This is a genomic window from Rhodococcus sp. NPDC059179, assembly GCF_042754885.1.
Taxonomy (GTDB): Bacteria; Actinomycetota; Actinomycetes; order Mycobacteriales; family Mycobacteriaceae; genus Rhodococcus_G.
Genome location: NZ_JBHZBV010000001.1, coordinates 258,567 through 281,260, shown reverse-complemented (window position 1 = coordinate 281,260; position 22,694 = coordinate 258,567). Strand labels below are relative to the sequence as shown.

19 protein-coding genes are annotated in these 22,694 nt (G+C 69.5%); 9 read left to right on the top strand and 10 right to left on the bottom strand.

Annotation, left to right across the window (positions count from 1 at the left end; all coding sequences use genetic code 11):
- Nucleotides 1-75: 75 nt before the first annotated feature.
- The 4 genes from ACFXMV_RS01295 to ACFXMV_RS01280 all read right to left on the bottom strand — a co-directional run bounded on the left by ACFXMV_RS01295 (nt 76) and on the right by ACFXMV_RS01280 (nt 6,085).
- Nucleotides 76-2,019, bottom strand: a complete 1,944-nt coding sequence (locus ACFXMV_RS01295; RefSeq protein ID WP_378501264.1) for an acetyl-CoA hydrolase/transferase C-terminal domain-containing protein — start codon at nt 2,017-2,019, stop codon at nt 76-78.
- 442 nt (nt 2,020-2,461) lie between these two features.
- Nucleotides 2,462-4,048 (bottom strand): DUF222 domain-containing protein, encoded by a 1,587-nt coding sequence (locus tag ACFXMV_RS01290; protein ID WP_378502682.1) that lies wholly within the window; start codon nt 4,046-4,048, stop codon nt 2,462-2,464.
- A gap of 189 nt (nt 4,049-4,237) precedes the next feature.
- Nucleotides 4,238-4,408: a hypothetical protein gene (locus ACFXMV_RS01285; protein WP_378502683.1), complete on the bottom strand. Its 171-nt coding sequence runs from the start codon at nt 4,406-4,408 to the stop codon at nt 4,238-4,240.
- Between the two features lie 147 nt (nt 4,409-4,555).
- Nucleotides 4,556-6,085, bottom strand: a complete 1,530-nt coding sequence (locus ACFXMV_RS01280) for an FAD-dependent oxidoreductase (RefSeq protein ID WP_378502684.1) — start codon at nt 6,083-6,085, stop codon at nt 4,556-4,558.
- A 158-nt stretch (nt 6,086-6,243) separates the two neighbouring features.
- On the opposite strand from ACFXMV_RS01280, the gene ACFXMV_RS01275 reads away from it, so the two are divergent.
- The 8 genes from ACFXMV_RS01275 to ACFXMV_RS01240 all read left to right on the top strand — a co-directional run bounded on the left by ACFXMV_RS01275 (nt 6,244) and on the right by ACFXMV_RS01240 (nt 14,933).
- Entirely contained in the window at nt 6,244-6,858 is a 615-nt protein-coding gene (locus tag ACFXMV_RS01275; RefSeq protein WP_378500353.1) for a TetR family transcriptional regulator, read from the top strand.
- Between the two features lie 104 nt (nt 6,859-6,962).
- Entirely contained in the window at nt 6,963-7,739 is a 777-nt protein-coding gene (locus ACFXMV_RS01270; protein ID WP_378500352.1) for an SDR family oxidoreductase, read from the top strand.
- A gap of 145 nt (nt 7,740-7,884) precedes the next feature.
- The gene (locus ACFXMV_RS01265) at nt 7,885-9,048 is read left to right on the top strand and encodes a steroid 3-ketoacyl-CoA thiolase (RefSeq protein ID WP_378500351.1); all 1,164 of its coding nucleotides are present in this window, start codon (nt 7,885-7,887) and stop codon (nt 9,046-9,048) included.
- A 78-nt stretch (nt 9,049-9,126) separates the two neighbouring features.
- Entirely contained in the window at nt 9,127-11,316 is a 2,190-nt protein-coding gene (locus ACFXMV_RS01260; RefSeq protein WP_378502685.1) for an acyl-CoA dehydrogenase, read from the top strand.
- Nucleotides 11,317-11,328: 12 nt separating this feature from the next.
- Complete coding sequence (locus ACFXMV_RS01255) at nt 11,329-12,534, top strand: lipid-transfer protein (protein WP_378502686.1); 1,206 nt, start codon at nt 11,329-11,331, stop codon at nt 12,532-12,534.
- Nucleotides 12,535-12,539: 5 nt separating this feature from the next.
- On the top strand, nt 12,540-13,412 hold the full coding sequence (locus ACFXMV_RS01250; RefSeq protein ID WP_378502687.1) for a MaoC/PaaZ C-terminal domain-containing protein: 873 nt from the start codon (nt 12,540-12,542) through the stop codon (nt 13,410-13,412).
- Entirely contained in the window at nt 13,412-14,062 is a 651-nt protein-coding gene (locus ACFXMV_RS01245) for a PaaI family thioesterase (protein ID WP_378502186.1), read from the top strand. The genes ACFXMV_RS01250 and ACFXMV_RS01245 overlap by 1 nt, the downstream gene beginning before the upstream one ends.
- An 82-nt stretch (nt 14,063-14,144) precedes the next feature.
- Complete coding sequence (locus ACFXMV_RS01240) at nt 14,145-14,933, top strand: SDR family NAD(P)-dependent oxidoreductase (RefSeq protein ID WP_378502185.1); 789 nt, start codon at nt 14,145-14,147, stop codon at nt 14,931-14,933.
- A gap of 122 nt (nt 14,934-15,055) precedes the next feature.
- Here ACFXMV_RS01240 and ACFXMV_RS01235 read toward each other — a convergent pair whose 3' ends face one another.
- Both ACFXMV_RS01235 and ACFXMV_RS01230 read right to left on the bottom strand, forming a co-directional pair.
- Nucleotides 15,056-15,472, bottom strand: a complete 417-nt coding sequence (locus tag ACFXMV_RS01235; RefSeq protein WP_378501656.1) for a nuclear transport factor 2 family protein — start codon at nt 15,470-15,472, stop codon at nt 15,056-15,058.
- A complete protein-coding gene (locus tag ACFXMV_RS01230) occupies nt 15,469-18,285 on the bottom strand; it encodes an FAD-binding and (Fe-S)-binding domain-containing protein (protein ID WP_378501657.1) in 2,817 nt (938 codons plus the stop codon). Before ACFXMV_RS01230 ends, ACFXMV_RS01235 begins: the two co-directional genes overlap by 4 nt.
- Before the next feature lie 212 nt (nt 18,286-18,497).
- Between ACFXMV_RS01230 and ACFXMV_RS01225 the strand changes: the two genes are divergently transcribed.
- A complete protein-coding gene (locus tag ACFXMV_RS01225) occupies nt 18,498-18,932 on the top strand; it encodes a hypothetical protein (RefSeq protein ID WP_378501658.1) in 435 nt (144 codons plus the stop codon).
- Nucleotides 18,933-18,952: 20 nt separating this feature from the next.
- Here the strand turns inward: ACFXMV_RS01225 and ACFXMV_RS01220 are convergent, their stop codons facing one another.
- The 4 genes from ACFXMV_RS01220 to ACFXMV_RS01205 are packed head-to-tail and all read right to left on the bottom strand — an operon-like array spanning nt 18,953 to nt 22,592.
- Nucleotides 18,953-19,468 carry a nuclear transport factor 2 family protein gene (locus tag ACFXMV_RS01220; RefSeq protein ID WP_378502688.1) on the bottom strand — a complete coding sequence of 172 codons (516 nt, stop codon included), beginning with the start codon at nt 19,466-19,468 and terminating at the stop codon, nt 18,953-18,955.
- Entirely contained in the window at nt 19,465-20,379 is a 915-nt protein-coding gene (locus ACFXMV_RS01215; RefSeq protein WP_378500945.1) for a TIGR03619 family F420-dependent LLM class oxidoreductase, read from the bottom strand. Before ACFXMV_RS01215 ends, ACFXMV_RS01220 begins: the two co-directional genes overlap by 4 nt.
- A gap of 60 nt (nt 20,380-20,439) precedes the next feature.
- Nucleotides 20,440-20,928 carry a nuclear transport factor 2 family protein gene (locus ACFXMV_RS01210; protein WP_378500946.1) on the bottom strand — a complete coding sequence of 163 codons (489 nt, stop codon included), beginning with the start codon at nt 20,926-20,928 and terminating at the stop codon, nt 20,440-20,442.
- 2 nt (nt 20,929-20,930) lie between these two features.
- Nucleotides 20,931-22,592: a class I adenylate-forming enzyme family protein gene (locus ACFXMV_RS01205; RefSeq protein WP_378502689.1), complete on the bottom strand. Its 1,662-nt coding sequence runs from the start codon at nt 22,590-22,592 to the stop codon at nt 20,931-20,933.
- Nucleotides 22,593-22,694: the final 102 nt, after the last annotated feature.

The window sequence follows — 22,694 nt, the reverse complement described above, 5'->3', positions numbered from 1 at the left end:
AGTTGTTACTGGCGAGTATCCCCCCGTGGCCGCGGTTTGGGAAGCGTGGCCACGCGGGGCGCAGCCCGCGTGCCGTCAGGCCCGGGTCTCGCGCAATCCCAGTGCGAGCAGCCGCGACTCGACGATCTCGGTCAGGCCATCCGGGCTCTGCAGAGACATCCGCTCGGCCGCCTCGCGATCGTCGGTCGCGCCTCCTGGCAACGCGCGCAGCACCGTCCGCAGCCTGCCGGCGCGGTCGGCGGTCCTGGTCTTCAGCCAGCCAAGGGCCTTCGCCAGGCGCTGCTCGACGGCGGTGAAGTCGCTGCCGAGCGGGTAGTCCGGCAGCGTGCCGTCGCGGCGCAGCGACGTCAGTGCCGACCGCAGCGCCTCCGGGGTGTTGCCGCTCGCTTCGGCGGGAAGGCGGAAACCGCGCGGCAGCTTGCCACTGCGTTGCGCGGTCTCGACCAACTCGGATTGGAACCGCGCGTCGGTGATCGCGGTCATCGCGGCGACACAGTCCTCGTCGGTGCGGCCACGGACGTCGGCGACGCCGTACTCGGTGACGTAGACGTCGCGCAGGTGCCGGGGGATGGTGGTGTGGCCGTAGTTCCACAGCACGTTGGACGTGGCCGTGCCGCCCGTCCCGCGGGTCGCGCGCAGCATCAGCACCGAATGCGCCTGCGGCAGCGCGTGCGCCATCGCGACGAAGTTGTATTGGCCGCCCACGCCGGACACCACCCGGCCGTCGTCGAGCGCGTCGGACACGGCGGCGCCCAGTGCGGTCGCCATCATGGCTGTGTTGAAAAACCGTGCGTGGCGCCGCTGCAGCCGTTCGAGCGTCTCGTTGCCGCCGTACAGCTCGTTGACCTCGCTGACCCGCTTCATGCCGATGCCGCACCGGTCCCGGTCCGGAAGCTCGCGCAGCCAGTCGTAGAACTCCTGGGAGCCGAGATAGAAAGCGCCGTGCAGGAATTCGCCGTCATGTTCCACGGCGGCGCGGTCGTCGTCGGTGGCCGTGCCCGCGTTGATGCGGGACATCGCCTCGGCATCGTCGACCACCCTGCGCTTGACCACGCCGACCTCGACCAGTCGCTTGAAGCCCTCGTTGATCATCTCGGTGCACCCGTACAGTCCGTCGCTGAACGGCGCCAGCGCCGGGTCATCCGTACCCGGCGATCCGAGGGCGCGCAGTACCCGGCGATAGGTCGCATTGTCGGTGTGCCGCAACGCCAACGCGTGGCACAGCGCATCGGCGAGGGCGCCGATGCCGATCTGCAGGGTGCCGCCGTCGAGCACGAGGGTGCTGGCGTGGAAGCCGATCGCGTAGTCGGCGTCGGTGACCGGTTCGCGCGGCAGGCCGAACAGCTTCGGGTGCGGGCCCGGTGGGGTGAGCACCGCGTCGAAGAAGTCGGGGTCGACCGCGGCGGTGCCGCCCAGCCACGGCAGCTCGGGGTCCACCTCGGCGATCAGGGTGGGCCGCGGCAGGCCGCGTTCCTTGATTGCGTCGAGGGCGTCGAAGGTCAGGTCGGTGTTGCAGGACAGCGAGAGTCGTGTACCGCCGGGTTCGCGGGCGACCTTCTGCAGCACCGCGTTCACGCCACGGTCGGCCAGCGCTCGCGCGACGTGCGTGTAGTTGAGGCTCGCGTAGCGCTGCTGCGCCTGCGGTGCGCCCAGCAGTGAGCCGGACTGCAGGTAGAACTCCTCTACCTCGATGTGCGCGGGCAGCGAGCCGCGCTTGAGGGCCCGCACGTAGGCCAGGCGCGGGAAGTCGTCACCGAAGTGCCGCCGCAGGAACGGGCCGAGGAAGCGGGCCTGCAGTCCGTCGCCCGCAGCAGGCGGGTCCAGAGACAGCGCGGTGTACAGGTGCAGCGGCCGCGACGGGTCGGCCTCGATCCGCGAGTACAGCGTGTTCAAGAGTCGATGCGGCTTGCCGAGGCCGAGCGGAGCGGCCACGTGCAGCGGGCCGTCCGTACGCGCCAGCAACCATTCGGTGGCGTTGTCGAGGGAATCGAACTGCACCGGCTCCGGGCGTGTTGGCATGGGACACACCCTAAGCCTGAATCCACCGATGGGCTGGCGGGTAAAGCTGTGAACACCGACCGATGTGACTGGTGCCTGTGGGCGTGCGGTAGCTGCTGGTCGTCCGGGGCTCCGCGGTGGTCGGGTTCGGCCGGCTCGATCGGCAGTGTCTCTTCGGGCTTTGGTTGGTTTGGTATGGCGCCGCCAGGTCGGGGGTCATGGCGGCGCCACACGTCATTGGTACCTGGGTGCCGCGCGAATCGACAGTGTTTCCCTTCGAATTGGGGGAACGGTTAGGGGGATCGCGGTGACTAGGGGAAGCTTCACCGGCGGTGGGGTGTGCGCCGGGGCGTCACAGGCAGCGCAGACCGGCTGCGGCCGAGTGTGTTTCGGCCGCAACCGGTCTGGTGTTCGGGGTGCAGGTCTTGTGGGTTGAGTGGGGTGATGTGGCCGCGCCTGCGGGTCAGGCCACGGGGTGGAGGTCGCGCCGGTTGTGGGCCGGCCGGGGTCTTCGCAGGGGGTCCAGCCATGCGGGTGGGGTGAACCATGGGTGGCCGTCGTCGCCGATTGTCACGTCCCAGTGGTTTTTGTGGATGAGGGTGTGGTGCTTGCGGCACAGGAGTACGAGGTTTGACAGGGCGGTGGGTCCGCCTTTCGCCCAGTGCCAGATGTGGTGTGCGTCGGTCCATTCGGCGGGTCGGCCGCAGCCGGGGAAGGCGCATCCGCAGTCTCGTGTGACGAGTGCTTTGCGGATTTTCGTTGGGATGATGCGGGTGGTGGTGCCGACGTCGAGTGGGGTTCCGTTGGAGTCGGTGATGATTGCGGTGAGCATGGCGTCGCAGGACAGTCGGGCGGCGACTGTGGGGGAGATCGGTCCGAGCCAGGGCATGGAGGCGTGTGCTCGGCGGTGTTGTGGCTGTGGGGGCCTGCAGTGGGTGCACTTGGTGCTGTCCTGGCGGTCGCTGCCGTCCTTGTGGTGGTTCCAGTCCTCGCAGGCGGTGCCGTGTTCGGCGGGTCCGGTGTGGCCGGGCCCGTATGCGGTGCTGCGTCCGTCGGGTCCGGTATCGCCGGGCCCGTATGCGCTGCCGTGTCCGGCGGGTCCGGTGTTGCCGGGCCCGGATGCGGTGGTGGAGTGGTAGTCCCAGCCGTTTTTGCCCCAGGGTCCGGTCGCGGGGGCCTGTGTCGACGCGGATACTGCCGCGACGAGGGCGTCGAAGTCGATGGTGATGGTGATGTGGGGGCGTTCGCCGTTTTCGGTGGGGCCGCGGCCGGCGTTGAGGTGTCCGCGGACGATGTCTTCGAGGGCGTCGGCGCGCCGCTTCGGTGCGTGGCGGGGGTCGCGGGTGGGGTTGCCGTTGTCGTCGGTGGTGGGGCGGGGCTTGGACAGGCCGGAGAGGGCGGTGGTGATCGCTTCGCCGGTTTCGGCGTCGAAGGTGCCTTTGAGGTGGAGGCGTCCGCCGAGGGTGGTGGACGCGTAAAGCTCGTTGAGCTCAGGGTTTTCGCCGTCGGGTGGGGTGTCGCCGTCTCGTTCGAAGAGTATTTCCAGGGCGCGGGCTCGTTGGCGCAGCTGGTGGGGGTCTTCGAGTTGCGCGGCGATCAGGAGGTAGGCCTCGCAGTCGTCGGGGCGTGCGCTCATCGGGTCGGGGTGATCCCAGTCGGTGGGGGCGTCGTCCTGGTCGAGGTCCTTGGTGAGGATGGCGAGTCGGGTGAGGAACTTGGTGATCACCTGGGCGTGGCCGAGGGCGATGTTGCCGGAGTCCAGCAGGGCAGTCATCTGTGGGTGTTGGGGCAGTTCGCGTCCGATGTGGACGATCCTGCGTGCCTGCGCGGGGAGCATCCGGGTGGTTCCGGCGAGCCAGCTGGGGGTGTCGGCGGCCCCGACGTGTTCGGGTACGGCTCGCTGGTCGGCTTCGTGGACGAGGCGCAGTCGTAGTGCTTCGAGTTTGAGGATTGCGGTGGAGAGTTGGGGGACTGCCGCGAGGAGGTCGGTTTCGTCGAGTCGCCATGCGTCGACCGTGTCGGGGTCGGTGAGCATGGCGTCGAGGTCCATGCCTTGATTCTACTCGTACATCAGTTCGAATGTCGATGGTTTGTGCTGGTAGAAAAGGTGTGTGATCCCGAAAGGGTGCGTTATTCCTGTGCGATCCGGGCCGTCTGAGGCGTGATGCGTCGCGAGTTCGTTCGCGACCGGCGTTACGGGCGTGCTCGTCGCGACGGATGGCTGGGAGGGCAGGTTCACTCAATGCCGGCCGCGCACTGCCGCGCCGATCCGGGCGGCATGGTCGGCGGCCTCGGCCTGGTCGGCGTATCGGGTGCGCGGCCAGAAGAAGCCGCGCAGGCCGTCGCCCCTGGTGCGCGGCACGACGTGCACGTGCAGGTGCGCGACGGATTGCGAGACAACATTGTTCACCGCGACGCGAGTTACTGTGCGGCGGTGACGGTTTCGTTCCGGCAGATGCGGGACTGGATGCCCGATCCGGTCGTGACGGGCGCTGCGCACCCGTGCGCGTTTCTGGTAGCTGGAGCTGCCAGAAACGCGCACGGGCGGCGAAGCTGCCTAGGCCATGTGCTGGGCGGCGCGGTACGCGAACACCATCGCGGTGCCAAGGGGGACACCGGGTCCGGGGTAGAAGCGCCCGCTCAGCGACGCGCTGGTGTTGCCGGCGGCGTACAGGCCGTCGATGGCGGTGCCGTCCTCCCGCAGCACCCGACCGTCCACGTCGGTGACCAGCCCACCCTTCGTGCCCAGGTCGCTGAGCACGATCCGGGCGGCGTAGAACGGTCCGTTCTCGATCGGGGTCAGGGCCGAGTTCGGGCCGCCGTTCGGCGGGCAGAAGAAGTTGTCGTACGGGTCCTCGCCGCGGTGGAACGACTCGTCGACGCCGTGCTTGGCGTAGTCGTTGAACTGCTCGACGGAGGCGCGCAGGGTGTCGGCGGGCAGGCCGGTCTTGGCGGCCAGGTCCTCGAGCGTGTCCGCCGCGACCCAGGTGCCTGCCTCGAGGTGCTTCGCGGGAGCGGTGTTCGGGATGGAGATCGCGGGCAGTCCGCCGCCCTCGCGGGAGTCGAAGATCATGAACGACGGGATGGCCGAGACACTCGCATCGCGGGCGGCCATCGCCCTTCCGAACTGGTCGTAGGGCAGCGACTCGTTGAGGTACCGCTCGCCGGTCGCGTCGACGACGATGCCGCCGCGCACGCCGACCATGAACGCCGCGGAGCCGTCGGGCTGCTCGACGCCCGGGCAGAACCAGGCCTGGTCCATCAGCGCGGTGGCACCGCCGACCGCGACACCGGCGGCGATCGCGTCACCGGTGTTGGCGCCGAACGGGCCCATGCTCCAGGCGGCCCTGCCAGGCGTGCCGGACTGCTCGCGGACCTCGGCGTTGCCCTCGATGCCGCCCGCGGCCATCAGCACGCCGCGGCGCGCCCCGATCCGCACGGTCTTGTCGCCGGAGGTGGCCTCGACGCCGACCACGCGGCCGTCCTCGACGACCAGCCCGGTGACGCGGACGTCGGTGCGCAGCTCGGCGTTGCCGGTGCCCTGCACGGCCAGCAGCAGCCGGCCGGTGAGCGCGCGTCCGCCGATCAGGGCGCCGGGGGCGTGGCCCTGGCCGGTGCGATCCTGGTCCAGTTCGGGCCGCACCCGGTCGGCAAGGTCGCCCAGCTCGGCGGGATCGAGGTTGCTGGGGTTGATGGACCGTCCGGCGTCCATCCGGCCCTCGGCCTTGTAGTAGTCGGGGAAGGCGCGGTACTCGAAATCGATGTTCGGGTCGCGCTCGAGCAGCTCGACCACCGCGGGAGCCGTCGTCACGTAGGCCTCCTGGCGCTCGGCGTCGGAGTCGCCGAGCAGCGCCCGCAGGTAGGTCCGTGCGTTGTCCGTCGAGTCGGCCAGCCCCGCGCGTTCCTGGACCTGGGTGCCGGGCAGCCAGATCGAGGCGCCGGAGTAGGAGGAGGTGCCGCCGAACAGGCCGGTCCGCTCCAGCACCACGGTGCGCAGGCCCTGGGCGGCGGCCGCATAGGCGCCGGTGAGGGCCCCGCCGCCGGAGCCGACCACAACCACGTCGAACTCCTCGGTCCAATCCTGCATGTGCGCTTCCCTTTCGTCGTGATGAGTGCTGGGGCCAAGGCAATCGCAGGACCCCGCGCGGCGGTCGGGGTGTTCCCACTGAGCGGAACTCGCGGACTGTGCGCCGCGTCGGATGTCAGGATCTATCCTCGGGGAACCATTTGGACAGAAGGGGAGACATGCCGAGGCTTGCGGAGGCGCGCGACGCGGCCGAACCCAGTTCGGTCGAACAACGGGCGCGGTACGGCCGCATCCTGGACGCGGCGGCCGCGTTGGCGGCGGAAAAGGAACTCGAGCGGGTCCAGATGCACGAGGTCGCCAAGTCGGCCGGCGTCGCGATCGGGACCCTGTACCGCTACTTCCCGTCGAAGACGCACCTGTTCGTCGGGGTCATGGTCGACCAGATCGACCAGATGGGCGTCGGGGTCTCGAGGCGGCCGAGGACCGGCTCGCCTGCCGACGCGGTGTATGACACCCTGCTGCGCGCGACGAGGGCGCTGCTCCGCAGGCCCATGCTGGCGACGGCGATGATCCAGTCCGCGGCCACGTCCAACGCGGCGACGATTCCCGACGTCGCCAAGATCGATCGGCATTTCGAACGGCAGCTGCTCGACGGCGCGGGGATCGACGAGCCGTCCATCCGCGACTCCACGGTGATCCGGTTGGTCGTGTCCCTCTGGTTCGGGTTGATCCAGTCCAGCCTCAACGGCCGCGCGTCGATCCCGGAGATCGAGTCGGATCTGCGGCTCGCGTGCGATCTGCTGCTCGGGGATCTGACCGGCACGATCCTCTAGCTCCGCAGGTCCTTCCGGTACCGGTGACCGGGATCGCGACCCTCGCTCCAGGCTCCTCCACCTAACGTCCGGTGAAATCAGACCTGCAGACGTGAGGGATCACCATGACACGACGGATTGTCGTCACCGGTTCGGCATCGGGAATCGGGCGGGCGACCGCCGATCTGCTACGTGAGCGGGGCGACGACGTGATCGGCGTCGACCTGCGCGATGCGGATGTGGCCGCGGACCTGTCCACCCCCGAGGGTCGCGCCGCGGCCGCGGCGGCGGTCGCCGAGCGTTGCCCCGAGGGCATCGACGCGATCGTGGCCTGCGCCGGCCTGTCCGGGGTGACGCCGTTGCTGGTCCAGGTCAACTACTTCGGGGTCACCGAGCTGCTGACCGCGCTGCGTCCGCTGCTCGCGAAGAGCGCCGAGCCCCGCGCCGTGGTCATCGGGTCGATCTCCGGCACCATGCCGCACGACGCCGAGCTGGTCGACGCGTGCCTGGCGGGTGACGAGCAGCTCGCGGTGAAGCTCGCGCAGGCGGCCGTCGACCGCGGCGAACCGCGCAAGCTGTACCCCTCGAGCAAGGCGGCGCTGGCCCGGTGGATCCGCCGCACGGCCATCGCGCCCGGCTGGGCGGACGCAGGCATCCCGCTGAACGCGGTGGCGCCCGGGAACGTCCTGACCCCGATGATGCAGCCGATCTTGGACGACCCGGAGATGAAGAAGGTGATGGACCAGGCGGTCCCGATGCCGCTGAACGGGTACGCGAAGCCCGAGGTGCTCGCGCGCGCACTGACCTGGCTGGTGAGCCCGGAGAACTCGCACATCACCGGGCAGACGATCTACGTGGACGGCGGCGCCGAGGTGACCACGCGCGGCGACGGCCGCTGGTAGCGGGCGCACCCCGCCGAGCCGGTGCGCTGCGCGCGATTGCCAGGCTCTAATAAATAGAATACATTCCAGAAAACCGGCCCAGGGCCGCGTCGGCCGTCCAGCTTCGGATCCGGCGCAGGCGCAGCCAACCACCCAGGGAGCAGTCATGAGCACAGCCGTCATCGTCGACGCAGTCCGCACGCCGATCGGCCGCCGCCGCGGCCAGCTGGCCGGGCTTCACCCCGCTGTCCTGCTTGGCACCGCGCAGGCCGCGCTGATCGAGCGCACCGGGCTGTCGGCCGCCGAGGTCGGCCAGTTGGTCGGCGGCGCCGTCACCCAGGCAGGCGAACAGTCCAACAACGTCACCCGCCAGGCCTGGCTGCACGCCGGCCTGCCGTACACCACCGCGGCCACCACGATCGACTGCGCCTGCGGCTCCTCCCAGCAGGCCGTGCACATGGTCGCGGGCCTGATCGCGTCCGGCCAGATCGACGCGGGCATCGGCTGCGGCGTCGAGGTGATGAGCAGGGTGTTCCTCGGCCAGGCGAACGCGCCGGGCACCGGAAACCCGTACCCGGACGACTGGACCATCGACATGGGCGACCAGTTCACCTCGGCCGAGCGGATCGCGGCCAACCGCGGCATCACCCGGGCGGACGTCGACGCGCTCGGTCTCGAATCGCAGCGCCGCGCGGCCCAGGCCTGGGCCGAGGACCGGTTCGATCGCGAGATCACGCCGGTCAAGGCCCCGGTCGTCGACAAGGAGGGTGTGCCGACCGGTGAGGTCGCGGACGTCACCCGCGACGGCGGCCTGCGCGAGACCACCGCCGAGGGCCTCGCGGGCCTCAAGCCGGTCATCGAGGGCGGCATCCATACCGCAGGCAACTCCTCACAGGTCAGCGACGGCGCCGCCGCGGTGCTGCTGATGAGTGAGGAGAAGGCCCGTGAGGCCGGCCTGCGCCCGCGGGCCCGGATCCTGGCCTCGACGCTCGTCGGTTCGGACCCGTACTACCACCTCGACGGCCCGATCGACTCCACCCGCGCGGTGCTCGAGCGCACCGGCATGACGCTGGGCGACATCGACCTGGTCGAGATCAACGAGGCCTTCGCCTCCGTGGTGCTGTCCTGGGCGCAGGTGCACAAGGCTGACATGTCGAAGGTCAACGTCAACGGCGGCGCCATCGCCCTCGGCCACCCGGTCGGTTCGACCGGCTCGCGACTGATCACCACCGCGCTGCACGAGCTCGAGCGCTCGAACAAGTCCACCGCGCTGATCACCATGTGCGCGGGCGGCGCGCTCTCGACCGCCACCATCATCGAGCGCATCTAGCGTAGGCGCGGCCCCGTGATCCGGGGCCGCGTAGCTGTCTCAACAGAATTAGAATTACTTCTATTATTAGGATCAAAGATGACCATAGGACTGAGTGACGAGGACCGCGATCTCCGCGATTCTGTACGCGGCTGGGCCGCCCGGCACGCCACCCCCGAGGTGATCCGCGGGGCCGTCGAGGCCAAGGCCGAGGTGCGACCGACCTACTGGGGATCGCTGGCCGAGCTCGGCATGCTTGGCCTGCACCTGCCCGAGGAGGTCGGCGGCGCCGGATTCGGTTTGCTCGAAACCGCCATCGTCACCGAGGAACTCGGCCGCGCGATGGTGCCCGGACCGTTCCTGCCGACCGTGATCGTCTCCGCGGTCCTGCACGAGGCCGGGCGCACGGGGGAACTCGAGGGTCTGGCCGACGGCTCGCTGTTCGGCGCGGTCGCGCTGCAGCAGGGCGGGCTGCGGATCGTTCGTGACGGCGGCGTCGCCACCCTGTCCGGCGCGTCCAGCTACATCCTGGGCGGCCAGGTCGGCGACGTCTTCCTGCTGGCCGCCGACGACGATGGCACCCTCGCGTTCGTGGTCGTGGATCGCGCCCGGCTCGAGGTCACCGAGCTGCCGAGCCACGACGTGGTGCGCCGCAACGCCGAGGTCGTCGTCGACGGCCTTGCGCTCGCAGAAGGCGACGTGCTGGAGCTGGACTCGCGGCGGGTACTCGACATCGCCGCAACGCTTTTCGCCGCGGAGTCGGCCGGTCTGGCGGACTGGGCCACCACCACGGCCGCCGACTACGCCCGGGTGCGTCAGCAGTTCGGCCGGGTCATCGGCCAGTTCCAGGGCGTCAAGCACAAGGCCGCGCGGATGCTCAGCCTCACCGAGCAGGCCCGCGTCACCGCGTGGGACGCCGCCCGTGCGCTGGGGGAGGACGTCTCGGCCGCCGAGTCGTCGCTGGCCGCCGCCGTCGCCGCGTCGGTCGCGCCCGAGGCCGCATTCCAGGTGACCAAGGAATGCATCCAGATCCTCGGCGGCATCGGCTACACGTGGGAGCACGACGCACACCTGTACATGCGCCGCGCGCAGTCGCTGCGAATCCTGCTCGGCTCCACCGCTTCCTGGAAGCGGCGGGTCGCAAACCTCACGCTCGAGGGTGCACGCCGCGTGCTGAGCATCGACCTGCCCGCCGAGGCGGAGCAGATCCGTTCCGACATCCGGGCCGAGCTCGCGCCTGCCGTGGAGCTCGACGGTGCCGAGCGGAAGGCCTACCTGGCCGAGCGGGGCTACACGTCGCCGCATCTGCCCGCGCCGTGGGGCAAGAGCGCGGATGCCGTCAGCCAGTTGGTCATCGCCGAGGAACTGCGCACGGCCAAGATCAAGCCGCACGACATGATCATCGGCAACTGGGTGATCCCCACCCTGATCGCGCACGGCAACGAGGAGCAGTTGCAGCGGTTCGTCCCGCAGTCGCTGCGTGGCGACATCGTCTGGTGCCAGCTGTTCTCCGAGCCCGGCGCAGGCTCCGACCTCGCGAGCCTGTCCACCAAGGCCACCAAGGTCGACGGTGGCTGGAGGCTGCAGGGCCAGAAGGTGTGGACCTCGATGGCGCGCGACGCGCACTGGGGTATCTGCCTCGCCCGCACCGACGGCGACGTGGCCAAGCACAAGGGGCTGTCGTACTTCCTGATCGACATCAAGAACTCCGAGGGCCTCGACATCCGCCCGCTGCGGGAGATCACCGGTGAGGCGCTGTTCAACGAGGTGTTCTTCGACGACGTCTTCGTTCCCGACGAGTGCCTGGTCGGCGAGCCCGGCGACGGCTGGAAGCTGGCCCGCACCACCCTGGCCAACGAGCGGGTGTCCCTGTCGAGCGACTCCTCGCTCGGTTCCGGCGGCGAGGCGCTGCTGACGCTGGCCGAGACCGTCCCGGGCGGACTGGACGCCGAGCAGCTCACGCTGCTCGGAAAGGTGCTGTGCGACGCGCAGTCCGGTGGCCTGATGGGCCTGCGAACCACGCTGCGCTCGCTGACCGGCGCGCAGCCCGGCGCCGAGTCGTCGATCGCCAAGCTCCTCGGCGTCGAGCACATCCAGCAGGTGTGGGAGGTCGCGATGGACTGGGCGGGCCCGACGTCGCTGCTCGGCGAGCAGGATCGCCGGTCCGCCACGCAGATGTTCCTGAATTCGCAGTGCATGTCCATCGCCGGTGGTACGACGAATGTTCAGTTGAACATCATCGGCGAGCGGATCCTCGGTCTGCCTCGCGATCCTGAACCCGGAAAGTGAGCACGTAAGCACATGAACCGCACCTTTGTCGTCGGCGTCGGCATGACCAAGTTCGAGAAGATCGAGTCCCGCGACTGGGAATACCCGGACATGGTCACCGAGGCCGTCGGCAAGGCGCTCGCCGATGCCGGCATCGAGTACTCACAGGTGCAGCGCGCCGCGGCGGGCTTCGTGTTCGGGGCGTCCACCGCGGGGCAGCGGGCGCTCTACGAGACCGGGCTGACGGGCATCCCGATCGTCAACGTCAACAACAACTGCGCCACCGGCTCCACTGCGCTGCTGATGGCGCGGGAGTGGGTGCAGGCCGGCTTCGTGGACTGCGCGCTGGCCGTGGGCTTCGAGAAGATGACCAAGACCGCGCTCACCGGGACCGGCGAGATGCCGAAGGTCACCACCCTCGACGACCAGCTGAAGGTGATGGTCGACAAGTTCGGCTGGGCCAAGGGTCCGATGACGGCGCAGCTGTTCGGCAGCGCCGCGGTCGAGCACATGGAGCGCTACGGCACCACCGCCGAGCAGATCGCCGCGGTCGCGGTGAAGAACCACAGGCACTCGGTGAACAACCCGTACGCGCAGTTCCAGGACGAGTACACCCTCGACCAGGTGCTGGGCGACAAGATGATTCACGCGCCGCTGACCCGTTCGCAGTGCTCGCCCACCTCCGACGGCGCCGGTGCCGCGATCGTGGTCAGCGAGAAGTTCGTGCGCGAGCACGGCCTCGAGGACCAGGCGATCGAGATCGTCGCGCAGGCGATCACCACCGACACCGCCGAGGCGTTCGCCGACAAGTCGATGATCGACGTCGTCGGTGCCCCGATGACCCGCGCGGCCGCCGAGCAGGTGTTCGCGCAGTCCGGTCTGACCATCGACGACGTCGACGTGATCGAACTGCACGACTGCTTCGCGATCAACGAGATCATCACCTACGAGGGCCTGGGCCTGTGCGCACCGGGCGAGGGCGGAAAGCTCGTCGAGTCCGGCGCCACGACCTACGGCGGCCGCTGGGTCGTCAACCCGTCCGGCGGCCTGATCTCCAAGGGGCATCCGCTCGGCGCCACCGGCCTGGCGCAGTGTGCCGAGCTCAACTGGCAGCTGCGGGGTCAGGCCGATGCCCGGCAGGTCGAGGGCGCAACCGTTGCGCTGCAACACAACCTGGGCCTCGGCGGTGCCTGTGTGGTCACCGTCTACCGGTCCGGCACCATCACCAAGGAGTCGTAAGAACAATGCCAATCGATGTCAACGCGGCCCTGTCCGCCGAGCCGACCGTCCGCGAGGCCAGTTGGACCGAGCGGGACGTACTGCTCTACCACCTGGGCCTCGGTGCCGGTGTCAACTCGCTGGACCCCGCCGAGCTGGGCTGGGTGTACGAGAAGGGCCTGAAGGTCCTGCCGACGTTTGCGATGGTCGCGGGGCAGGGAGTTTCGGCCGGGACACTGAAGCCGGCCGGAATGAACATGCCCGGCATCGACATCGACCTGCGCAAGATCCTGCACGGCGGTCAGTCGCTCACCTTGCACGCCCCGATCCCGACGTCGGGTACCGCGACCATCTCGTCGCGGGTCGCCGACGTCTGGGACAAGGGCAAGGCGGCGGTCATCGTGCTCGAGCAGTCAGCCAGCGACCTCGACGGAAACCCGTTGTGGACCACCGGGATGCAGATCTGGGCCCGGGGCGAGGGCGGCTTCGGTGGCGAGTCCGGGCCCGAGGTGACCAGCTCGATTCCCGAACGGGAAGCCGACAAGGTTCTGGTCTCGCCGACCAGCGCGCAGCAGGCGCTGGTCTACCGCCTCAGCGGCGACATGAACCCGCTGCACGCCGACCCCGCGTTTGCCACCATGGCAGGCTTCGACCGGCCGATCCTGCACGGGTTGGCCTCCTACGGCGTCGTCTGCAAGGCCGTCGTCGACGGGGTTCTCGACGGTGATCCGTCCCGGGTGCGGAACTTCTCGGTGCGGTTCGCCGGGTCGCTGTTCCCTGGTGAGACCATCGAGACCGCCGTCTGGCGGGACGGGGACCAGCTGACCTTGCTGGCGACATGCCCCGAACGCGACGGCGGGCCGGTGCTCACCCACGCCAGCATGGAGGTGCGGTCGTGATGGAGTCCGGGGACCACCCCACTGTCGAAAGCCATCCCGACGGAACGGTTCTCACGTCGGCGCCACAGGACACCCCGGTGGACCGGGCGACCGCGGCCGCCCGCCGGGTGATCGACGCGATGCTCCGGACCGACCGAGGCAACGCCAACCTGGACCGTGTCGCGGAGGAGCTGAACAGCATCGCCGATCATCTCGAGGAGCACGCCCCCGAGGTGGCCGAACGGATGATCGACATGTGGAGCGGCGAGGGCGTCACCCGGCACGACCCGATCACCGGTCCGGAGAACGCGATCGCGCCGCCCCTGGTGATCGAGGGCCTCGAGGACGGTTCGGTGCAGGGTGTGGTGACGATGACCCTGCCGTACCAGGGCCCGCCCGGGTGCGTGCACGGCGGCGTCTCCGCGATGCTCCTCGACCACGTGCTCGGCGTCGCGAACGCGTGGGGTGGCAAGGCCGGGATGACCGCGCAGCTCAACACGCGCTACCACAAGCCGACGCCGTTGTTCGAGCCCCTGACCATCACCGGCAGGCAGGTCTCGGTGGACGGCCGCAAGATTCAGACCGTGGGCGACATCAAGAACGCCGCAGGCGAGGTGTGCGTGTCGGTCGAAGGGTTGTTCATCGTCGCGGGCGTGCCGCGCCCGCGGTAGGCGGCTCCGCCACCCGTGAGTCCTTCTGGTCCCGTGGGGGGCCAGAAGGACTCACAGGCAGCGACGAAGGAGATGCATTTTCATGGGCAAGCTGGACGGTCGGGTTGCGGTAGTCACCGGAGCCGGGATGGGGATCGGCCGGGGCATCGCCGGTGCGTTGGCCCGCGAGGGCGCGAAAGTGTTGGTTGCGGAGATCGACGAGGCCGCGGGCGCGGAGACCGCGCGCTGGCTGACCGAAACATGGGGCGTGCGGGCGACGTTCGTGCGCACAGACGTCACCGATCGCGGGCAGGTCGAGGCCATGGTGGATGCCGCTGTCGCCGAGTTCGGACGGCTCGACATTCTCGTGAACAATGCCTGGCGCTCGTTCGGCTACGCGCGGATGGAGAAGACCGATCCGGACACCATGACGGCCGGTTTCGACATGGGAGTGATGGCCGCGTTCTGGGCCATGCAGCGGTCCTTCCCGGAGCTCGAGAAGCGCGGCACCGGGCGGGTGATCAACCTGGCCAGCCTCAACGGTGTGAACGCCCACATGTATTCGGTTGCCTACAACGCGGCCAAGGAGGCGCTGCGGGCGCTGACCCGAACCGCCGCCCGCGAATGGGCACCGAAGCAAGTGTGCTGCAACGTGATCTGCCCGGGTGCGCAGAGCGCGGCATACCAGCGGGTGGCCGACGCCAACCCGCAGATGGCGGCGTCGATGGCATCGGCGAACCCGATGGGACGCATCGGCGACCCACTCGACGACATCGGTCCGGTCGCCGCCTTCCTGGCGAGCGACGAGTCGCGCTACCTGACCGGTAACACGCTGTTCGTCGACGGTGGCGGGCACATCAACGGCGTGCAGTGGGCGCCACAGGTGGACTGAGCGGGACCAGGGCACCCCACTGTCCGAATGTCACACTCGTTCACTTCAGCTGAACGAGTGTGACATTCGGACAATGGTGGGCGGGCAGCTGCCTCAGCTGCCGGAGCTGCCCGAGTGACGGGTCAGCCGACGGCGATGGTGCGGCGTGCGAGCAGCCAGCGTCCGTCGACCCGGCGGAAGGTGTCGCTGTAGCGCCCGATGGCGGTCAGTCGAGGCGCGGTGGCGGTGTCGGCGAAGAACTGCCACACCGATTCGGCATGCGCCTCGTCGGGCGAGTCGACGGTGACGGCCACGCAGCTGGTGATGTGGCGGGTGGCGGTGCCCGGCCCGGAGGTGCCCGCGGCGCGTCGCTCACGGGTCGCGGACTGGATGGCCGTGAGGCCGACGTTCGCTGGTTTGCCGGCCATCTCCCACACGGCATCCGAGGTGTACAGGTCGGCGTAGGTGTCGACGTCGCCTTCGTCCGCGGCGTGCGCGATGCGGGCGACGAGCGACCGGATCGCCTCGGGTGCAGTGACTTCCGGTTGGCCGTTGTTCACGTGTCAGGTCTCCGTTCGGTATGGGCGTGGATCAGTTGTGCCAGATGGATGCCTGCGCGTCCGCCGAGTTGGGCGGCCTGGGTGCGGCACGAGAATCCGTCGGCGAGCAGCACGGCGTGGGGGTGTGCATCGAGTGCGGGGAGGAGGGCGTTGTTCGCGACGGCGACGGAGACGTCGTAGTGGCCGCGTTCCATACCGAAGTTGCCAGCGAGCCCGCAGCAGCCCGCCAGTTGATGCACCGTCGCTCCTGCGCGGTCGAGGAGTGCGCGGTCGGGCCGGAATCCCATGATGGCGTGCTGGTGGCAATGGGGTTGGACGACGACCTCGATGCCGGTCAGGTCCGGTGGTTGCCAGTTCTCCGCGGTGAGGAATTCGGCGAGGGTGTGTGTCGACGCGGCGACCCGTGCCGAGCGTGGGTCGTCGGGCAGCAGCTCCCGCAGGTCCGAGCGCAGGACAGCGGTGCACGACGGTTCGAGCCCGACGATGGGGCGTTTGGCGTCAAGGTGCGGGGTCAGCTGGTCGAGGGTGGCGCGCAACTGCTTTCGCGCGCCGTCGAGCTGCCCGGTGCTGATCCAGGTCAGGCCGCAGCAGGCGCGCCGCGCGGTGACCAGCACCCGGTATCCGGCGCCCTCCAGCACCGCCACAGCCGCCTCAGCCACCTCAGGGGAGAAGGCGTCGGTGAAGGTGTCGACCCACAGCAGCACCTCGCGGCCGGATCCGTTCGGGACCGGCCGCCGCCGCCACCATTTCCGGAAGCTCTGGTCGGCGAACCGTGGGATCTCGCGGCGCGGATCGAGGCCGACCATCCGCATACCGGACCGTCGCAGCGGCCCGATTGTGCTCGCCGCGTTGATGATCCGTGGTAGTCGTCCGGCGGCCCGCGACCACCGCGGCAGCATTCCGAGCGCGTAGTGGGTGCGCGGACGCGGACGGCGGCGATACCGCCGATACAGCACCTCCGACTTGTATGCCGCCATGTCCACCCCGGCAGGGCAGTCCGACCCGCACGCCTTGCAGGACAGGCACAGGTCGAGGGATTCCTCCAGCTCGGGTGAGCCGAATCCACCCGCCACCAGGGAGCCGTTGATCACCTCCTGGAGGACACGGGCCCGACCGCGGGTGCTGTCCTTCTCGTCGCCGGTCGCGAGGTAGGACGGGCACATGAAGCCGCCCGACGCCGACGTGTCCGCGCGACACTTGCCGATGCCGACACAGCGGTGCGCAGCCATGTTCAGGTCGCTGCGGTCCCGTGACAGCGCGAGGCCGCCGACGAACGGGACCCGTGCCGCCTGCGCGACCCGCAGGCCGGCGTCGATGGGTGCTGGGTCCACCAGCACGCCCGGATTGAGGACATCGTCCGGATCGAAGACCGCCTTGAAGCCGGCGAATGCGGCGAGCGTCGGCGCCGAATACATCAGCGGCAGTAGCTCTGAGCGGGCGCGGCCGTCGCCGTGCTCGCCGGACAGCGAGCCGCCGTGGCCGGCCACCAGCGCCGCGGCGTCGAGCAGGAAGGCGCGGAAGCGTTGTGGTGCGTCCGCGATGGGCAGGTCCAACCGGACGTGCACGCAGCCGTCGCCGAAGTGCCCGTACAGCAGGCCGTCCACCCCGTGCTGACTGGTCAGATCCGCGAAGTCGCGCAGGTAGGCGCCGAGGCGTTCGCGGGGGACCGCGGCGTCCTCCCAGCCGGGCCAGGCCGGTTGCCCGTCGACGGTGCGGCCTGCCAACCCGACGCCGTCCGCGCGGATCCGCCACAGCGCAGCCGATTCCGGGCCGGTCGGCACCACTCGGCTGTCCAGCGCGCCGGAACCGCGGCAGATCTCGGCCGCCCTGGCGAGCGCATCGGCCGACGTGGCGCCGTCGACCTCGACGAACAGCCAGCCTGCGCCTCGGGGCAGGTCCGGAACCGCACCCGCGCCCTTGTGCCTGCGGACCACGTCGACGAGCCGGGCGTCGATGCCCTCGATCGCCAGCGGGCGCCCGGTCAGTAGCGTGGCGGCGTCGTCCGCGGCGGCAGGCATGTCGGGGTAGCCGAGGACGGCGAGCGCGGTGGCCGCCGGGACCGGGACCAGCGCGACGGTCGCGTCGAGGATCAGCCCGCAGGTGCCCTCGGACCCGACGAGGGCGCGGGCCACGTGGTGCCCGCGCTCGGGGAGCAGGTGCTCGAGCCCGTATCCCGACCCCTGCCGCTCGAACCGGCCCAGTTCGGTCCGGATCACCGCGAGGTTGTCGGAGACCAGACGGTCGAGCCCGGGCACGGCCGCGAGATCGTCGGCCAGTCGGCGCTCGGCCCCGGTGCCGTCGAGGATCCGCAGGCCGTGCACGTTGTCGGCGGTGCGACCCCAGGCGACGGCCCGCGGGCCGCAGGCGTTGTTGCCGATCATCCCGCCGAGGGTGCAGCGATCCTGGGTGGACGGGTCGGGGCCGAACCGTAGGCCGTGCGCGGCGGCCGCCCGCTGGAGCGTGCTCAGCACCAGGCCGGGCTGCACGACCGCGGTCCGCCCGTCCGGATCGAGGGCGATGATCCGGCTCAGGTGTCGGCTGAAGTCGAGGACCAGGCCCGGTCCGATTGCGTTGCCCGCCACCGAGGTTCCGGCGCCACGGGCCGTGACGGGGAGACCGTGGGCACGGCCGACGTCCAGCACGGCGGCCACATCGTCATCGGACCGAGGGAACACCACGGCGGCGGGCACGACCCGGTAGTTGGAGGCGTCGGAGCTGTACTCGGCCCGACGCCGTGTGCCATCGTCCACCTCGCCCGCGACACGCTCGCGAAGCGCGGCGACGGCGGAGAATGCGGCCGGTGAGCTGGTCACCCTGTTGATTCTACGGCTCACACGCGACGGTGAGCACTCTGAGTGCGGTGGGCGGCATCTGTCGTTGAACCATTGTGTTAGACACTATAATTAGAAGGTTTGATCCATTTCTGGAGAATGCGGCCTCGGGTTCGGCGAGGCGTGCATGATGTCTGCTGTCATCCTGGCTCGCGCTCCACCGAGCCGGCCACTCGTCAAGAAATGGACATACCGTGAAGACATCCCGCAAGAGCATTGCCCGCGTCGGCGCCGGTGCAGGCGTCGCCGCCCTGGCCCTGCTCGCCAACCCCGCGTTCGGCTCCGCCACGGTCACCGGTTCTGCCGCAGTGCACGTCGAGGGCAAGAGCGTCGTCGTGGAATTCACCGGCATCACCTCCCCGAGCCTGCTCACGTGCCTGGGTCAGGTGAAGGACACCTCCGGACAGTTGGTGGCAGGCAATCCGGCATCGATGGCAGGCGATCCGGCGGCCGGGACCTATCGCTCGCCCGCTCTCGACGATGGGACGTATCTGATCGAAGCGATCTGTGTCGACGGAGACGGCGTTACGACCCTCACCCCGGCGGGTGGCGAGCGGATCACCATCGGCAACGATTCGGGCAGCAGCGGTTTCAGCTTTGGCAGCCTGCACCTCACTACCGGCAGCTGATCGTCGCGGCCCCGGCGCCGCTACCGCGCGGCCAGCCGCGACCGCAACTCGACCAGCAGGTCGGTGCCGTCGCGGCGGCCGCGCGGTCCGTCGGCCTCCGGCGTGATCATCCGCCCCTCGTCGGAACGGGTCCACTCGCGCACGGCCCAGCGTTCCGCGATCGCCCACCGGCCGTCGCGGCGCTCCATCAGGTCGAGGAAGCGCGCCCCGCTGGTGAAGTCACCCCGGTCGGGATGACCCCAATGTGTTGCCGTGGAATATGACTCGCTGATCGCGAGGTCGCCGCGCAACTCGACGAGGTGGTTCCCGATGTGGTGCATGGTGCCGCCGAGAAGCTCCAACTTGGGGCGGACCCAGGCGATGTACTCGTCGATGGTGCCGTCGAATCCGGTGTGGTGGTCGATGCCGTCCCGGTGGTACGCCCCGCGCACCAGGTCGAAGTCGAGCCGATCGATGCCGCGGCAGTAGCGCATCACCACCTCGTAGATGGCCTGCTTGTCGAGAAGATCCTGCAGTTCCCGCGATTCCACCGTCATCGCCGTGCCTCCGTCTTGAGCCCGACCATCCAGTCCAGCAGCGTCGGAATCTCGTCCGCGCTCACCCCGAATGCCGCCGGCCGGAACACCACGACCGTCGCGCCCGCCCCGTGCCAGAACAGCGCCTTCTCGGCGGTCGCGTCGAGGTCGACGTCGCCCGCGGCCGTGCGTTCGGGGGTCACCGACACCTGGATCACGGGTGCCGACGGGTCGCGTCCGTGTTCGGCAAAGCATTCCCGCAGCAGTGCGACGTCCTGCGTGAACGTCGCCATGCCCGCGGGGTTGACGGTCCATCCGTCGGCGACCCGGGCGATCCGGTTGAAATTCCGCTTGCTGGCGCCGAATCCGAACAGCACCGGCAGCCGCTCCTGGACCGGGAACGGCAGCGAGTGGAAGTCCTCGAACGAGAACTCGCGGCCCGTGAAGACGGCCGGCGCGGAGGTCCACAGCTCGCGGCAGGCACGTACCGTGTCCTCCATCCGGCCGAACCGGGCATCGAAGGGCATGTTCGTGGCGGTGTACTCCGCCTCCTGCCAACCGACACCCATCCCGATGACGGCCCGACCGTCGGATATCGCGTCGAGCGTCGCGAGCTGCTTGGCGAGCAGCACCGGTGGGCGGACGGTCGCGATCAGGACCGACACCCCGAGGCGTGCCTGCTCGGTGACTGCGGCAATCGCAGACAGCAGCGAGATCGGTTCGTACCACGGCTGATCGAGCGGGAACGGAAAGCCGTGCTCGCGCACCCGCTCCGCGTGCGCGGCGGCGCTGAACCCGAGGTGGTCCCCGGTCGAGATCAGGTCGACCCCGGCCCTGTCCGCGGCGGCCGCGATGTCGATCACGGGCCGGACGCGCCCCTCGAACAGGGCCTCGGCCCCGAGCAGGTTGAGTCCGATCTCCAGTGGCGCCATGGGGTTTCCGCTCTGTCGGTTACGGCCGGGGGAGCTCACGCTGGTCGACGACGAACTGGATCAGATCAGCGCGCGCCTCGCGTGCGCGGACAGATCGCCGGTGTGGTCGATGCAGCACAGTCGCTGCGTGAACCGCCACTGCCCGTCGAACAGGGCGAAGCTGTCGAAGTACCGCCCGGTGAGGATCGGTTGCAGTGGCAGTTCCTCCGCACCCTGGAGCACCGTCACGTAGGCCAGCGAGGTGGCCGTTCGATTGTCGTCCGCCACGGTGATCCGGACGTTCGTGGTCAGGTGCTTGGTGCGCGGGGACGGCGGGTCCCCGTGCATCCGGATGAACGACTCGTTGGCCCGCAGTACCGCGGCGGGATCCCGATCGATGAGACCACCGATCGGGGACCCGTTCGCGTCGCACTGGCCGTACGTCGCATCGGCGAACAGTGCAGCCACCTCGGGCAACTCGCCGCGGTCGATCAGGTGCGAGTACTGGTAGACCAGGTCGCGAATCGCCTCGGTCGCGGCGAGCCGCTCGACGGTGTGCTGCATGTCCATTCCTAGAGCTTGACCTTCATGCGGGACACCTTGCCGGTTGCGTTGCGCGGCAGGGGCTCCGTGGTCAGGCGCCACCGCGTCGGCACCTTGAAGTACGACAAGCGCTCGGTCGCGAACTGACGCAGCTCCTCCTCGTCGACAGTGGCGCCGGCGCGGACCACCACGATCGCCGCGACCTCCTGGCCGAGATCCTCGTGTGCCTCACCGACGACGGCGCACTCGACGACGTCGGGATGCTCGTCGAGGACCTGCTCGATCTCCGTCGGGTAGATGTTCTCGCCGCCGCGCAGGATCAGGTCACTGCGGCGGCCGGTCAGCCGCAGCCGTCCACCGTCCATCCGGCCGAAGTCTCCGGTGTGCAGCCAGCCGCCCTCGCGGATCGCCGCGGCGGTGGCCTCCGGGTTCTCCCAGTAGCCCAGCATGACGTAAGGGCTGCGCACGCAGACCTCGCCCTCCTCGCCCTCCGGCAGAACGTCGCCGAACGGGTCGCGGATCTCGAGCGCGACGCCGAAGATCGGCCTGCCGAGGGTGCCCGGGAACTGCTCGACGTCGATCGGGGTGGCGACCGCGATGCCAGTGCTGCACTCGGTGAGACCGTAGCTGTCGACGAGCGAGTTCTTGGCGAACGGCACCTCCTCGCGCAGGCGCTGCTTGAACGCCACCGACGACGGGGCAGATGCCAGCGAGAACGCGGTCATCGACGAGGTGTCGTACTTCCGGACGTTGCCGTGCTCGATCAGCCGGGCCGCCATCGTCGGCACCGCGCCCCAGTTCGTGATCTTCTCGCGCTCGACCAGCGCGAGCACCCGGTCGACGTCGAAAGCACCCTGGGTCATGATGATCGCGCTGCCGGACACGGCCTTCGGCACGATGATGTTGTGCAGGCTCGCGATGTGGAAGAGCGGCGAGCTCAGCAGGTACCGCGCCTCGCTGGGGCGGTTCGGGTCGTACTCGCGGCCGGAGAACGCGTCGATCATGGCGTCGCTGTACCGGTGGTAGTCCGACACCGCGAGCAGGTTCCGCTGGGAGTGCAACGCGCCCTTGGGCTTTCCGCTGGTCCCGCTCGTGAAAAGGATGACCGAGGGGTCGTCCTCATCGACGTCGGCGGTGCGCAGTTCGGCGCCCCGGTTGGCCTCGATCAGGCGCGGGACGTCCTGCTCCATGGTGAGCACCGGCACGTCGACGTCCGACTCGGCGACCAGCGCGGCGCGCTTGGCGTCGACGATCAGCACCTTCGGGGTGGTCAGCGTGACGCCGTACTCGATCTCGCGCGGCACCCACCAGGCGTTCAGCCCGACCGTGATCGCGCCGAGCGACTGCGTCGCCCAAAAGGCAATGACCCACTCGATGGTGTTCGCGGCGAGGATGCCGACCCGGTCGCCCTTGCCGACGCCGTACTCCTCGGCGAGGACCTTCGCGAAGGCCGCCACCTGCTCGCCGTGCTCCCGGAACGAGAGCCGGCGGTCCTCGGTGACGAGGTAGTCGCGGTCGCCGAACGCCAGCGACGCGGTCAGCAGCTCGTGCACCGCGTGCCTCCGGTCCCGCATCACCGGGATCCGCGCACCCCGGACGTCCTCCTCGACCAGTTCGAAGGGAGCTCCCGGTCCCGTCAATCGGGACACGACGGCCGCGAGGTACGCCTGGGGATCGGTGGCAGTGCTCATCAGGGTGCCTTTCTGCAGCTATTGAACTGCACGAAACATCTCACGGGAAGGGTAGGACGCGGAGTGGCTTTCCACTGACCGAGACCGGTCGGCTTCGGAGCC